The organism is Croceicoccus naphthovorans (assembly GCF_001028705.1).
In the GTDB taxonomy this organism is placed as follows: domain Bacteria; phylum Pseudomonadota; class Alphaproteobacteria; order Sphingomonadales; family Sphingomonadaceae; genus Croceicoccus; species Croceicoccus naphthovorans.
This window is the reverse complement of record NZ_CP011770.1, coordinates 503,200-516,479: the sequence shown is the minus strand read 5'-3', so window position 1 is coordinate 516,479 and position 13,280 is coordinate 503,200. Positions and strand designations below refer to the sequence as shown.

At 57.3% G+C, this 13,280-nt stretch carries 15 protein-coding genes and 1 riboswitch; of the genes, 9 read left to right on the top strand and 6 right to left on the bottom strand.

Going from position 1 to position 13,280, the window contains the following annotated elements; all coding sequences use genetic code 11:
• Nucleotides 1–95: 95 nt before the first annotated feature.
• Nucleotides 96–2,180, bottom strand: coding sequence for a TonB-dependent receptor domain-containing protein (locus tag AB433_RS02590; protein WP_082134765.1), 2,085 nt, complete (start codon nucleotides 2,178–2,180; stop codon nucleotides 96–98).
• Nucleotides 2,181–2,315: 135 nt separating this feature from the next.
• Here AB433_RS02590 and AB433_RS19305 point away from each other — a divergent pair, with 135 nt between their 5' ends.
• On the top strand, nucleotides 2,316–2,693 hold the full coding sequence (locus tag AB433_RS19305; protein WP_053058947.1) for a hypothetical protein: 378 nt from the start codon (nucleotides 2,316–2,318) through the stop codon (nucleotides 2,691–2,693).
• 180 nt (nucleotides 2,694–2,873) lie between these two features.
• The gene (locus tag AB433_RS02580) at nucleotides 2,874–3,116 is read left to right on the top strand and encodes a hypothetical protein (RefSeq protein ID WP_047819796.1); all 243 of its coding nucleotides are present in this window, start codon (nucleotides 2,874–2,876) and stop codon (nucleotides 3,114–3,116) included.
• On the opposite strand, the gene dmeF is transcribed toward AB433_RS02580, so the two are convergent.
• Genes dmeF through AB433_RS02565 form a run of 3 tightly spaced genes read right to left on the bottom strand, consistent with a single transcriptional unit; the run spans nucleotide 3,113 to nucleotide 4,927 of the window.
• Entirely contained in the window at nucleotides 3,113–4,039 is a 927-nt protein-coding gene (dmeF, locus tag AB433_RS02575) for a CDF family Co(II)/Ni(II) efflux transporter DmeF (protein ID WP_047819795.1), read from the bottom strand. The genes AB433_RS02580 and dmeF overlap by 4 nt on opposite strands.
• A gap of 10 nt (nucleotides 4,040–4,049) precedes the next feature.
• Nucleotides 4,050–4,325: a metal/formaldehyde-sensitive transcriptional repressor gene (locus AB433_RS02570; protein ID WP_047819794.1), complete on the bottom strand. Its 276-nt coding sequence runs from the start codon at nucleotides 4,323–4,325 to the stop codon at nucleotides 4,050–4,052.
• A 35-nt stretch (nucleotides 4,326–4,360) separates the two neighbouring features.
• Nucleotides 4,361–4,927, bottom strand: a complete 567-nt coding sequence (locus AB433_RS02565; protein WP_047819793.1) for a TMEM165/GDT1 family protein — start codon at nucleotides 4,925–4,927, stop codon at nucleotides 4,361–4,363.
• 17 nt (nucleotides 4,928–4,944) lie between these two features.
• Nucleotides 4,945–5,117, bottom strand: a riboswitch (yybP-ykoY riboswitch).
• Between the two features lie 134 nt (nucleotides 5,118–5,251).
• Between AB433_RS02565 and AB433_RS02560 the strand changes: the two genes are divergently transcribed.
• Both AB433_RS02560 and AB433_RS20320 read left to right on the top strand, forming a co-directional pair.
• A complete protein-coding gene (locus tag AB433_RS02560; protein ID WP_047819792.1) occupies nucleotides 5,252–7,060 on the top strand; it encodes an SLC13 family permease in 1,809 nt (602 codons plus the stop codon).
• 131 nt (nucleotides 7,061–7,191) lie between these two features.
• Nucleotides 7,192–8,136 (top strand): hypothetical protein, encoded by a 945-nt coding sequence (locus AB433_RS20320; RefSeq protein WP_156170652.1) that lies wholly within the window; start codon nucleotides 7,192–7,194, stop codon nucleotides 8,134–8,136.
• Nucleotides 8,137–8,233: 97 nt separating this feature from the next.
• On the opposite strand, the gene AB433_RS19815 is transcribed toward AB433_RS20320, so the two are convergent.
• Both AB433_RS19815 and AB433_RS02550 read right to left on the bottom strand, forming a co-directional pair.
• On the bottom strand, nucleotides 8,234–8,512 hold the full coding sequence (locus tag AB433_RS19815) for a sigma factor-like helix-turn-helix DNA-binding protein (protein WP_082134764.1): 279 nt from the start codon (nucleotides 8,510–8,512) through the stop codon (nucleotides 8,234–8,236).
• A 299-nt stretch (nucleotides 8,513–8,811) separates the two neighbouring features.
• Complete coding sequence (locus AB433_RS02550) at nucleotides 8,812–9,231, bottom strand: MerC domain-containing protein (protein ID WP_047819790.1); 420 nt, start codon at nucleotides 9,229–9,231, stop codon at nucleotides 8,812–8,814.
• A gap of 50 nt (nucleotides 9,232–9,281) precedes the next feature.
• Here AB433_RS02550 and AB433_RS02545 point away from each other — a divergent pair, with 50 nt between their 5' ends.
• The 5 genes from AB433_RS02545 to AB433_RS02525 all read left to right on the top strand — a co-directional run bounded on the left by AB433_RS02545 (nucleotide 9,282) and on the right by AB433_RS02525 (nucleotide 13,193).
• A complete protein-coding gene (locus tag AB433_RS02545) occupies nucleotides 9,282–10,526 on the top strand; it encodes a GTP-binding protein (RefSeq protein ID WP_047819789.1) in 1,245 nt (414 codons plus the stop codon).
• Nucleotides 10,523–11,155, top strand: a complete 633-nt coding sequence (locus AB433_RS02540) for a DUF1826 domain-containing protein (RefSeq protein WP_053058946.1) — start codon at nucleotides 10,523–10,525, stop codon at nucleotides 11,153–11,155. The genes AB433_RS02545 and AB433_RS02540 overlap by 4 nt, the downstream gene beginning before the upstream one ends.
• Nucleotides 11,152–12,318, top strand: a complete 1,167-nt coding sequence (locus AB433_RS02535) for a CobW family GTP-binding protein (RefSeq protein ID WP_047819788.1) — start codon at nucleotides 11,152–11,154, stop codon at nucleotides 12,316–12,318. The genes AB433_RS02540 and AB433_RS02535 overlap by 4 nt, the downstream gene beginning before the upstream one ends.
• Nucleotides 12,315–12,788, top strand: coding sequence for a phosphoribosyl-AMP cyclohydrolase (hisI, locus tag AB433_RS02530; RefSeq protein ID WP_053058945.1), 474 nt, complete (start codon nucleotides 12,315–12,317; stop codon nucleotides 12,786–12,788). Before AB433_RS02535 ends, hisI begins: the two co-directional genes overlap by 4 nt.
• Before the next feature lie 162 nt (nucleotides 12,789–12,950).
• Nucleotides 12,951–13,193, top strand: a complete 243-nt coding sequence (locus AB433_RS02525; RefSeq protein WP_245626565.1) for an EexN family lipoprotein — start codon at nucleotides 12,951–12,953, stop codon at nucleotides 13,191–13,193.
• The last annotated feature ends 87 nt before the right edge of the window (nucleotides 13,194–13,280 follow it).

Sequence of the window (13,280 nt, the reverse complement as noted above, 5' to 3'; positions counted from 1 at the left end):
TTGATTGCAAATAACGAAATTATGGTCCGGCGTTTGGCCGCAAACCGCGCATCTTTAAATGCTGGCGACAGGCTTCTTTCTGTTCGCACAACAATTCAGAACCCTGCCCTGAGACCAATCAACAAGCTGCGACCACGTAGAGGGGCAGCATCTTTGATGAACGAAGCGTGGTTGTAGGCCAGCTCGTTCGCCAGATTCGTGCCTCGCAGGAACAGTTCGGCATTCGCTCTTTCGCCAATGTCGAAGCTGTAGGCCAAGGTAGCGTTGATCATGGTGTAGCCGGACGTGCGCGTTTCGAATGACGCGATCCTGCCCTGTTCGAACACCTGATAAAGTTCCACATCGCCGTAGAGCGGACCAAACACTCCATCAACCCGGCCACCAAGGCGGCCAGCGGGGATGCGAGGCAGATTGCCACCGCCATCCTTCAATTTGGCGCGGACATAGTCTCCAAAAACTGCGAGACCGACATTGGGCGTCACCTGATGACGAATATCCCCGTCAATGCCTGTAAACCGGGCATCGCCGGCCATGTACCGGATGAGGCGAAAATCCTCGAACTGATCGAGTGTCTGGGCGAAAATGTAATTGTCATAATCCTGATGGTAGAGGCCGAGTGTGAAAGTGGTGTCACCCGCGGTCTTGCGCACTGTGAGGTCCACCGACTTCCCGGTTTCCTTGCCAAGTGTGGGAGTGCCAATCTCCCAGGTGTTGGTTGCAAGATGGATACCGCGCCATGGCGCACCGGTATTGGCAAAAAGTTCCTGTACGTTCGGTGCACGCTGCGAACGCGCGATCGACAGAGCGACCGAATAATCTCCATCAATGTCCCAGATCGCCGCACCAGAGACCGAGAAAGGGCGGTGCGTGGTCTTGCGACCGTCATTGATCTTGATCGTCTGCCATTCATGTCGCGCAGCGAGCTCGAACCGAAGCGGTCCAGCGTTGAAGGATTCCATCAGGAACAGGGCGGTATTGTCGGTCTTGCTGGGCGGGAGAAACTGCTCCTCGCCAATCGCCTTGAAGTTGGTGTGACTGTGTTGCACGCCGAACGTTCCACGCAATCCGCCCAATCGTGCATGAGTCAGTTCAAACCGCATGTCGTGCGCCTTGTTGGTGAAGGTCGTGGCGACATCGCCTTCTTCGATCTCGCTGTGACTGTAATCTGTAAAGGCTGCACGAAACCGCACCCTTTCGATCACGCGAGAAATGTCGCGGTACTCACCGCGAAAATCCACCCGTTCGCTACGCAATTTCGTGAAGACCGCATCTTCATGACCCTCTTCTTCATGGTCATGCTCGTGGTCGTCTTCCTCGTCATGGGTACCGCAGTGGATTTCCCCTCCGTGAGGATGACAGTCTTCATACGCATGGTTGTGACCAGGCAAACCATAGTCATTGTGCTGGCGGGTATAGGCAAGGCCGACATAGCCGTTATCACTGATCCACGAGCCACCGACAGTGATGGTGGACGTGTCCGCCCATGATCCATCCACTTGCGCCTCGCCGAACTTGCCCGGAACCTCGTAATCATCCGTCTGGCGCCTTACGCCTTCAAGGCGAAGTGCGAATTGGCCAATGCTTGCCGTGATGCCGCCAACGCCTGTCTGTTCGTTGTCGGATGTGCCGTAGCGCCCTTCGACCGCGCCCGTTATGCCGCCCTCCGGCAGATTCGTCGGAACCTTTTCATCCAGTAGGTTCACGGCACCGCCGATGGCGCTGCCGCCATAGATCAGCGCCGACGGACCACGCAAAACCTCTATTCCTGAAAGCAGCAAGGGCTCGGTCGTGACAGCGTGATCAGGCGAGATGGCGGATGCGTCCTGGATATTGGACCCGTCGCTCAATGATTGAACGCGCGGGGATGTCTGCCCCCGGATCACCGGACGCCCCGCTCCACCACCAAAATTGTCGACATTGATCCCAGGCATTCCGGCGAGCGTGTCTCCGAGCGTCGACTGGGCCCGGTGGACAAGATCATCACCTTCAAGACTGATGACGGGCGTCGCAGTTTCATCCGATGTCAGCGAAAGCGGGTGGGCCGTCACAATGATCTCGCGGTCCGGGCGGCTGTGCTGGCCTTGTCGATCACTTTCGTTCGCCTCTTCGGCCAACGCGGGCATCGCGATTGTCATTGCGGCAATTACTGAAGAGCCAGCAAGCAGGCCAAAAGGTTTCATAGTCATTCCTTCCAAAATTCAGGAACGGCGCGCGTCCACACGCACCGTCATTGGGCGGCTTGATAACGCCTTGCCTTAAATGAGACAATATATCATAACATTATTTTTTGAAGGCAAGCGGGATGTTGACTTGAGATGGCCAAACGAACGTCCGAGCACCTGGAAGAAGTTGTCCTTGCCGTCCTGAAGGAAACTGGCGGGCGCTCTTTGAGCGCGTACGAGATTGCCGATGCAGCACCCACCAGGATTACGCCCGCGCAGGTTTACAGAACCATCGAGAGGCTGGCGCAACGTCGATGCGTAAAGCGTATCGAGACCCTGAATGCTTACGTTGCCCTGTCGGCTCAGTGTGCAGCGGTATCGGTATGCACCGAGTGTGAAATCGTGCAGCCAGTCAGCTCACAACTCATAGGCCCCGCCGTCAAGGATGCGTTGGCGCAAACAGATTTCTCCCCCGGGCGCACCGTCATCGAAATCCTTGGGCTATGCAGGCATTGCCGAGAAGTAACCTGAATCCATGGCGACAGCGCCACTACCTATTGGCATTTCTCATCTGCCGACTTGTCCTGATCTCGAAAAAAGGAATATCCGCCCAAATCTGCAAAGGGGGGCAACTACAGCTATATCGATCGAAGATTCAGCATCGGACAGATTCCACCTGGCGGTTTCATCAGGGAATTTCGACTGACCGACGTGCCTGATTACAAAGGTTTTGTCTGGCTATCGTGGAAGCCGGTGCCAGCCCTCACAATCCTGCTCAGCCTGGAATTCGCTTCTGATCGGCCAACGGTCGACGCGGCAACTGCTAGTGGTGACACCCCCATCTATTACGATCTTGACGGACACATTTCAGCTGCGCTTCGCGTGGACTATGCCATCAACGAAAGGGTCAGTCTTGGCATCGGTGCGCGCCAAGTACTGATCGGTTCGCGTTAGCGCCTCTCGACCGTGAGATGGGACAGCTCGTGAATGCGGATTAACCGCGCGCGCACGGTCTCGGTGTCTGCGACTCCCGTCACGCTGACAATCGCCGCATGAGCATCGGGACCCAGACGCCAGACATGAAGGTCCGTAATCAGGGTGTCACCCGGGCCTTCGACTTCAAGCCTGACCTCCTGCTCGATATCGGGGTTGCCGGTGTCGAGCAGGACCGCGGCAGTATCGCGCAGTAGGTTCCATGACCAGACGGCAATGACGATACTGCCGACGATGCCCATGACCGGGTCCAGCCAGACCCAACCCAGATATCGACCACCCAGCAAGGCTGCAATGGCAAGAACCGATGTCAGCGCATCGGCGAGAACATGGACGTAGGCCGATCTCAGATTGTTGTCATGATGGTGGTGGTTTCCATGATCATGGGCATGACCGTGATGATGTCCGTGTCCGTGCTCATGGCCAGCACCGAGCAACAGAGCGCTGGCGATATTCACCGCCAGCCCGATGACGGCCACGACAGTGGCTTGCAGAAAGGCAACGGGTCTGGGCTCGAGCAGTCGCGAAAACGATTCAACGCCAATGCCCAGCGCGATCAGCGCAAGCACCAATGCCGATGCAAAGCCCGCCAGATCACCGACCTTGCCCGTGCCGAACGTAAAACGGGGATTCCTCGCATGCCGCTTCGCGAAGACATAGGCCAGCGCAGCGATACCCAGGGCGCCTGCATGGGTCGCCATATGGAAACCATCGGCGAGCAGCGCCATAGAGTTGAAGATCGTTCCGGCGAGGATCTCCACCACCATCATGGCACCAGTCAGGACCACCACCCAAAGGGTGCGCCGGGTGTTCGCATCGTGATTTGCACCCAGGAACACATGCTCATGCGCAAGCTGCGAGATCTCAAGATCAGGACTGGCCATCTCGCGACTTCTATTTCGCATAGCGGCGGATAACCGCCACCAATTCATCCATCCCTGCCTGGCGCGCTTCAGCATCCAGATCGGGACGGGCGACATGTTCGCGCAAATGCTCTTCAATGAGTTCGTTCATCAGGCCGTTGATCGCACCGCGCGCACCGGCAACCTGATGCAGAACATCGGCACATGCCGCATCATCGTCGATTGCTCGTTCGATCGCAGCCATCTGACCCGTAATCCGGTGGACACGGGCCAGCAGCCTTGTCCTGTCTGTTTGCATATGTGCCATATAGGATAGCTCCCTATCCTATATGGCAGTCATACTCAACTCATCGCGGTTTCGTAAATCACCCACGCCCCAATGCCGAGCAGCAAGATAGCCGCCACCGTGCGAACGAATTTCAGGGGTACGCGCTCGACAAGCCTGTCGCCGAGATAGACCGCAGGCACGTTCGCGATCATCATCCCCAGCGTTGTTCCTGCCGTGACCAGAAGAACACTGTTGAACTGCGCTCCCAGCGCAATCGTCGCGATTTGTGTCTTGTCACCCATCTCCACGATAAAGAAGGCAACCAGAGTGGTCAGAAATGCGCCATAACGTGAGGGCTTGGCTTCATCATCGTCAAGCTTGTCTGGTACCAGCGTCCAGGCTGCCATGATGATGAAACTGGCGCCCACCGCATAGCGGAACCACTGCCCGTCCAGAACGCCTGCGACCGAATTGCCAACGAAGGCCGCAAAGGCGTGGTTAGCAAACGTCGCGAACAGGATACCGAAAATGATCGATAACGGCTTGTGAAACCGTGTTGCGAGCACAATGGCGAGCAACATCGTCTTGTCGCCGATTTCGGCCAGGGCGACCACAGCGGTGGAGGTCAGAAAAGCTTCCATGACATATTCTCCGGGCCGGGCGTTCAAGACTGCAATGACACCACCCCTTCCGCCCGGCCGGACGAAAGCGCGGTGTCATTGGTCTCGCCCGAACGAAGCTTCGTTCCCTGCACACCATGACCTCTCGGCCAAGTATGTTGACGTGCAGGCCCGCCCTGCGGCGGCTGGCTACTCCCCAGATGACGAGCGCGTCGTTAGCCATGAAGCCGTGCGAACGCAATGTATGATGCAAACGTGACTTTTCGCGGCGACAGATCAATCATCGAGCAGATGTAGACCAAAACTTCTGGCCCGCTTGCCTGTGGATCGGCATAAGTTCGTGCCATGCCTGCACAATTCTTTCAGACGGTTGCCCGTTTCGGGGCCGAGATAGGCCTTCTCTTTCTGATCGGCCTTTTCATCGCCTTTGCACTGGAGCGCCGCCCTCCGGTCGTCATCGCAATTGTCGGCGCGGTCCTGATGATGCTTTTCGGCTTCCTCCCGGTCGGAGAGTTGCTCGGCGTGTTCGGCAACTCTGCGCCGATTACCATCGGCGCCATGTTCGTTCTGACCGGTGCTCTGCTGCGAACGGGAGCGCTCGAGGAAATATCAGGCTGGGTCATTCGCAGGACCTTGCGCAAACCGAAACTGGCCGTTGCCGAAATTGGCGGCGGCACGCTGCTGGCGTCGGCATTCATGAACAACACGCCGGTCGTCATCGTCATGATCCCGATCGTTCAGCGTCTGGCGCGGGTCCTGGGAATTGCCTCGACACGGCTGCTTATACCGCTGTCCTACATTTCCATTCTTGGCGGTACGCTGACCCTGATCGGCACATCCACCAACTTGCTCGTGAACGGCGTTGCTCAGGAACAGGGCCTGACGCCGTTCGGCATTTTCGAAATCACGGGAGTTGGCGCAGTCTCGGTCATCGCAGGGCTTTTCCTCCTGTTCCTGACCGGGCGACATCTGCTTCCTGACCGGGCAGAGCAAGGGCTGGGTGAACACGGTGAGAGCGATACTTACCTCTCCCATCTTGTCCTTAACGCCGATAGTCCGCTTGTTGGACGCAAACTTGGCGAAGCGGCCTTTTCCCGTAGGCCGGGCGTGCGGGTTCTCGGTATTCAGAGCGGTAAGGACATCCAACGCAAAGGTATAGACGAGCACATTCTTGAAGCGGGCGACCAGATCATCGTGGCCGCCAGCCCGGACGAACTCGCATCTCTGGCCGAAGCCTATGACTTCAAAACGGGTTTGCTCGGCGTGGGAGGCGGATTGCACACGTCAGGCCCCGAACGGCCAGCCGATCTGCGCCTCGTTCACGCCGTCATCACACCGACGCATGCAGTGATCGGCCGAAGGTTGGCCGACATTCCTCTCCTTTCACGGCTCAAGGTCCGTGTTCTCGGTCTTTCGCGCCCGCGCCATGTCGCAGGCCCGGATCTTGCCAATGTCCGAGTGCGGGCCGGCGACCGGTTGTTGATCGCGGCAGGAGGAGATGCCGCGGAAGCCTTGCAGGCCAATGTCTCTCTGGCCGATGTCGGAGAAGCGCCCGTGCGGTCCTTTCGCCGGTTGAAGGCACCCATCGCTATCGGCACGTTGGCCGGGGTCGTCATCCTGGCCGCCATTATGGGGTTCCCTATCGAAGGCCTCGCACTGGCCGGAGTAGGCATTGTCCTCCTGACGCGATGCATCGAGCCGGAAGAGGCATGGGCATCGATCGAAGGAAACACGCTCATCCTGATCTTTGCCATGTTGGCCTTCGGCAAGGGGTTGGAAAACGCTGGCACAGTCGATCTTATCGTCGAAACCATCCAGCCGCACCTGGCTACGATGTCCCCCCTTGTTCTGCTCATTGCAATCTACGCGATGACCAGCATTTTGACCGAAACCGTGACCAATAACGCCGTTGCCGTGATCATGACGCCCATTGCGATCGGTCTTGGCCATGCAATGGAACTGGACCCGCGCCAACTCGTCGTTGCGGTCATGTTTGGCGCCAGCGCCAGTTTTGCGACACCGATCGGATATCAGACGAATACGCTGGTCTACGGCGCAGCCAATTACCGCTTTATGGATTTCGTGCGCATTGGGTTGCCGATGAACATCTTCGTAGGAATCGTCAGTTGCGTAGCGATAAGCATGCTGTTCTAGATATCCCGGATACCGGTTTGACCGCCGAAAGACGGTATGTATGCTGGCGCTCACGGCAACTATTGTGCCGTCAATCGCGAGCGCCGTATTGCCTGCACCTCTTTAGCTCGCATCCATCAACGGAGTCCGCCTTGGAAACGAAGACGCTCACCGATCAGCCCGATAATTCAGGATCGGCCTGGATACGCCTTGTGCTCGGCATCTTGGGTGGCTTCCCGCTGATGGGCGGACTTTGGGTGGCTCAACCTGCCTTTGCAGAAACGCCCGCAGCCATCGAGACATTCTCACAAGAAAGCATGGCCGCCTGTCGATCGGCGGGCGGCAGCCCAAAGCTGCTGGACAGTTTTCTGACGCCGACGGGTGATCTTAACGGCGATGAAGTAACGGATTACGTGACCGACCTTGCCGGGCTGGAATGCGTCAATGCCTGGAGTTACTTCTGCGGCTCCGCCGGTTGCCCGGTCACAGTTTGGCTGTCAGGACCGGAAGGCTTTACTGTCGGTTGGGGCGGCAGCGCGCAGCAATGGAAACAGAGAGGCCGGGAAATTGTCGTCTCAATGCACGGCCAGCTTTGTAAGCCTCCGCGCATTGGTGCTCAAAGCTGTGAAGTGGCAATGCGCTTCGATCGGCCCCAGTCACCGCCAGCTAAAGCTGTTATTTCCAAGGGCACATCGCATCCGAGCCCCACAGGCATCTGGCAACTGCGCCAGTCTGGACGCGGTCCGGGGATTGCCTCGGTAGATGGCGTCGGCAGGCTAGACACGCTCACAGCGCTATGTCTTCGGGATCGCCCGGTCATGATGGCCAGACTCACGGACGAGGCTGGCGAGCCTTCCCTGACTTTCACCTTTGAGTTCCCGGACCGTACAATCGAGGTTTCGGGTGTAGCGGGTGCAACCACCAGGAAAACCTACATCCTTGATCCTCGCACATCGGGATTGCCCGAAGCGATGTCGGGGAAGGTCAATGCCGTCAATCTGCGCATAGGTGGACAAGAGCAGGGCATGCTTTCTCTGAGCGGTTCGACGAGGGCGCTTCTGGGCGCACTTTCGTCCTGTTTGAAATTCGGGGATTAATGCCCCGCCGCCTTCGCAACACATGTGTCGATATCGACCGCATGTAACCCTTGGCGATCTACCTATCACGACAAAAATCCTGATGGGCGCGTGACTTCTATTGTCTGGCCCGTCCAGAACGGGAATTGATCTGCCACTGCATCTTGCGGAGTGCTTTATCGCGAACCCGCGCCACAGTCGATTTGCAAACGCCTACATCATCGCCGATCGCTTGCAGCGTTCGCAGCTTCCGGCGGCCTATACCAAAGCACAAACGAATAACCCTTTCTTCACGAGGTTCGAGGAGTTCGAGCAATCCAGCGACAATTGCCGCTTCCTTGGACTTAGGGTCGGCTGCTGCTTTATTCACTAATTCCTCGAGGCGTTCAAAGCGCATCAAGTCTTTGCTCCATGGTCCCAGGATTCCGTCAGTCCCCGCCCCTCCCGATTACGGCATCGCGGTCTTCAAGCGCTTTGGCCCAACCGTGCCATAATCGTGAAACGCCTATGGGGTAATCTCGAGCCCGTTTCGGTCGCGCAGGTCAAGATTCAGCAAAGCAACCTGGGACGGGCCATCCGTCTTGGCAATGGCAAGTGCTTCACTGGCATTAGCGGCGTCGACAACCCCACTCCTGGAGAACCCGGAAGGCTTCATCTTCCCAATTCGACGAGCTACGGTGAGACTTTCCCTGATCTTCAGGTGCGGGGACGATGCCGATGCAGCCAATTGGCAATGTGAGCCATTGCCAACAGAAGGCTGCCTGAGACCGTAATTGCAGTTTCGGAATCTTCATCGGCATGAAGCGCAATCGCGGCTGTCATGAGGATCAAGCCCAGGACGCCAACCACCAATGGCACTATCGAGCGATGCCTTCGCCATCCCCCGTACAAGGCCATTGCGCTGGTCGGGACGGCAAACACAAGGACGACGACGTGGAAATTCTCACCCGGATCGATCCGACTTGCAATTGCCGGAAGAGCGGCCAGCAGTACGGGCAGAGCAAGGCAGTGCATCATGCACACGGCAGAAGCACAGACTGCGAAGCTATCAAGCCAGTTTGCCGTTCGGTTTGTAATACTTGAGCGAGCGTAGGAACGCTGTCGATTCTTGATCATGGCAATGTTATGTTACAACATCTCATGATTCGCAAGATAGATGGATGAGTATGACCGCTCCAGACTTTAGCGCGCCCACCGACGCCCCTTTGCCCGTTACCGTTCTCTCTGGCTTCCTGGGGGCTGGGAAAACAACAGTCCTCAATCACATCCTTGGCAATCGCGAAGAACTGCGTGTGGCGGTGATCGTCAACGACATGTCCGAAGTGAACATCGATGCCGATCTCGTGCGCGGCGGCGATGCAGCGCTATCGCGCAGTGAGGAGACGCTGGTCGAGATGACAAATGGCTGCATATGCTGCACCTTGCGCGATGACCTGTTGCAAGAAGTGCGAAGTCTGGCCGAGGCTGGGCGCTTCGACTATCTGGTCATCGAGAGCACCGGAATTTCGGAACCCTTGCCGGTCGCCTCAACTTTCTCCTTTCGTGATGAGGCGGGCCAATGCCTTGGCGATGTGGCACGGCTCGATACGATGGTGACGGTGGTCGATGCCATCAATTTGCTGACCGACTATACCAGCCAGGATTTCCTTGCCGATCGCGGTGAATCGCTGGGCGAGGATGACAATCGCAGCCTGGTTGGCCTGCTGGTGGAACAGATCGAATTCGCCGATGTCATAGTGGTGAACAAGGCTTCTTCGGTTTCCACCGAACAATTGGCCATCGTCAAGAAGCTGGTCGCCAGTCTCAACGCCGATGCCCGCATCATCACCTGCGACCATGGTAAAGTGGATCTGGCAGCGCTTCTGGCCACCGGCCGTTTTGACGAGGAGAAGGCGGCACAGCATCCGCTCTGGGTCAAGGAGCTATATGGGTATGAACACCGTGCCCCCGAAATGGCGAAATATGGAATTGAGAGCTTTGTCTATCGCACCCGCCAGCCCTTTGATCCGGGGAAGCTTCATGCTTTTCTGACCGGCAGCGGACTGGACCGCGTCGTGCGTGCCAAAGGGCATTTCTGGCTGGCAACGCGGCCTGACTGGGTAGGTGAACTCGCCATCGCCGGCGCCCAGACAATAACCGCGCGCATGGGCCGCTGGTGGGCAAGCATTCCGAAAAACAAGTGGCCAGACGGAGATAGTTTCGAGCGCCTCGTCGCAGCAGGACGCTGGGACCTGAAATGGGGCGATCGGCGTCAGGAACTCGCGTTCATCGGAATCGGTATGGATGAAGAACTTCTCCGTGCAGACCTGGATGCCTGTCTTGTTGACGCAATGGATTTCACTCCCAACGCATGGTCCGATCTTCCTGATCCTTTCCCGGCGTGGGAACGTGAGATGGAATTGGCCGAATGACCGACATTCTTCTCGACCGCCCGACCGGATCGCTTGCTGCGGCGGCCATCGGCAATGAAAACGACATTTTGACACGCATCCATGATCCTTTGGTGCAGCTTGCTCATTGGCAACGCCCGCGTCCATCGACGCTGTCTTGGCTCGATACGCTGGACTGGCGTGGCATCGACGATATCGACACCACTGTCTCCGGGCCGAGGTTTGGCCCGCAGGTAACCCGGTTGCTCCACGATGCGGGCTATCCGCAAGCATCGCAAACGGGCATGCTGGCAGAAGAAATCGTAGTGCGTGCAAGCCAGTTCGCCAGACTCATGACATGCACGGCCCTGCGTCTGCGACTGGAAGTGATCGAGACAGATGCCTGCCGCAAATTTCACATGGATTATGTCACAGCCCGCTTGCTGATGCCGCTGCTCGGCCCTGGCACACAGTGGAAGGATGCCAACCCTGGTGCGGCGGTAAATCAGATCGAAATCGGCAATGTCTGTATCCTCAAAGGCAGGCGCTGGGTGGATGAGCCGGTCATTCTGCACCGTTCTCCGCCGATCGCCGGCACTGGCCAAACCCGCCTGCTTCTGGCGCTTGATCCGGCCAATACTGATGCGCCTGCTGAAAGTTTGCGCATATGAGTGCTTTGTTGACAGGCTCACAATCACTGATCCCCGTTTCCATCTTCACCGGTTTTCTCGGCAGCGGCAAGACGACGTTGCTCAACCATCTGGTGCGTTCCCCGGCCATGAACCGGGCGCTGGTCATCATAAATGAATTCGGCTCTGTCAGCCTCGATCATGATCTCATCGCCCGGTCCAGCGACGATCTCGTGGTGGAGATGATTGGCGGATGCCTGTGCTGCACCATTCGCGGCGATCTGATGAAGACCTTGCGCGATGCTCCCTGGCGATTTGCCCGCGATGACACCTGCTGGTTTGACCGGGTGGTGATCGAGACCACGGGCCTTGCCGACCCCGCGCCCATTCTACACACGCTGATGACCGACGATCATCTGTTGCCGCTGTACCGGCTGGATGGAGTGATCGCCACAGTCGACGCGGCCGCTGGCATGGCCACGCTCGACACACAGGAAGAGGCCGTGAAACAGGTCGCCCTGGCGGACCGCATTTTGATAACCAAAACCGATCTGGTGACAGAACAAGGCCGCAGTGCTGTCGAAACCCGGCTGAAAGCCCTGAACCCGGCGGCCCCGATCATCCAGGTGGTTAACGGTATAATTGATGCGGCGAACCTGTTTGATGTGGGGCTGTATAACCCAGGCACAAAAAGCATGGATGTTCAGCGGTGGTTGGCGGCGGAAGCCTATGAAGGCTCTCATGATCATGGCAATCACCATGGGAATGATCACGGGCACAGCCATGAGGATCATCACCATCACGATGTGAACCGCCATGATGACCGTATTCAGGCCACCTGCCTGACCTTTGACGAACCGCTGGACCCGCAGGCCTTTGAAAACTGGATTGATATTCTCACCATGTTCAAGGGGCAGGATGTCCTTCGGATCAAGGGTATCCTTAACCTGAAAGGCGAGGAAAAACCGGTGGTGATCCATGGTGTCCAACACCTGTTTCATCCACCTGTCCGGCTTGATGCATGGCCATCGGATGACCGGCGCACCCGGTTGGTATTCATCACGCGCGATATCTCCGCTGACGAGCTACGAGATACCCTGGCACTGATGACGACGGGACTTGATCGATACGGCTTGCAGGGGCTGATCAGCGAAGTCCCGGCCAATGGCTTGCTTGTCGAAACCGCAAACAGGAACTGGCAATGAATATATTCGCGCTCCGCACCAGTGTCGAACAGGTGGAATTGGGCGGTGAGTTGGCCCCCCGTTTTGACGCGGACGGCCTCATGCCCGCCATTGTCGTTGATGTGGAAACGAAGAAAATCCTCATGCTCGGCTACATGAATGCCGATGCGCTTGAGCAGACCATTCTGAAGCGGGAAGCCCATTTCTGGTCGCGGAGCCGGAAAGCCCTGTGGCGTAAAGGCGAACACAGCGGCTTTACCCAACATGTGGAATCCATCCTTATCGACGATGACCAGGATGCATTGATCCTTCATGTCGTGGTCAACGGTCCTGGCAGTTGCCATGTCGGCTTCCGATCCTGCTTCTATCGTGAGCTCGAACTGCCCGATGGGGTGACTGAAGGTCCCGTCGGTTTGCGCTGTGTCGAAGATGTCCCGGCATTCGATGCGGGAAAGATCTATGAAGGGTTAGCAAACCCGACACAGGTTTAAGTGTTATATGTACTCGTTTCCGGTCGCCGACCACACCCCCTGTAGTTCGATCTCGTTTAAGGTGCTTCGGAAACCTCAACCATCGGGAATGTTGCAATGGTGCAAGGCAGATCCTCTATTCTTCTTATAGTCGTATTCATTGCAGGGCTAGGCGCCGGATTCGTGCTGCGACCGGTCATTGCACCGCCATCCACGACCGCGCCCGCATCAGACTCACCTTCCGTCATGTCCGGATCCAATGAGGCAAGAGGCGTTCAGTACTTCGTCGCGAGCCCCGACAAGGCATATCAAGTCATCGAAAATTGCCGCAATGGTTCGGTACGCGGCGATGAATGCGCCAATGCCGAAGAAGCTATCATCAAGGTCGAGGCGGCCGAACGTCGTAAGCGCTTCCTTGGAAACTGAGCGCACCGTGGCACCCCAGCAGTTCACGTTTCCTCTTTGTTGGCAAATTCTAGACCGCTCAATGAGGACCGGGGCGATTCAAATCGG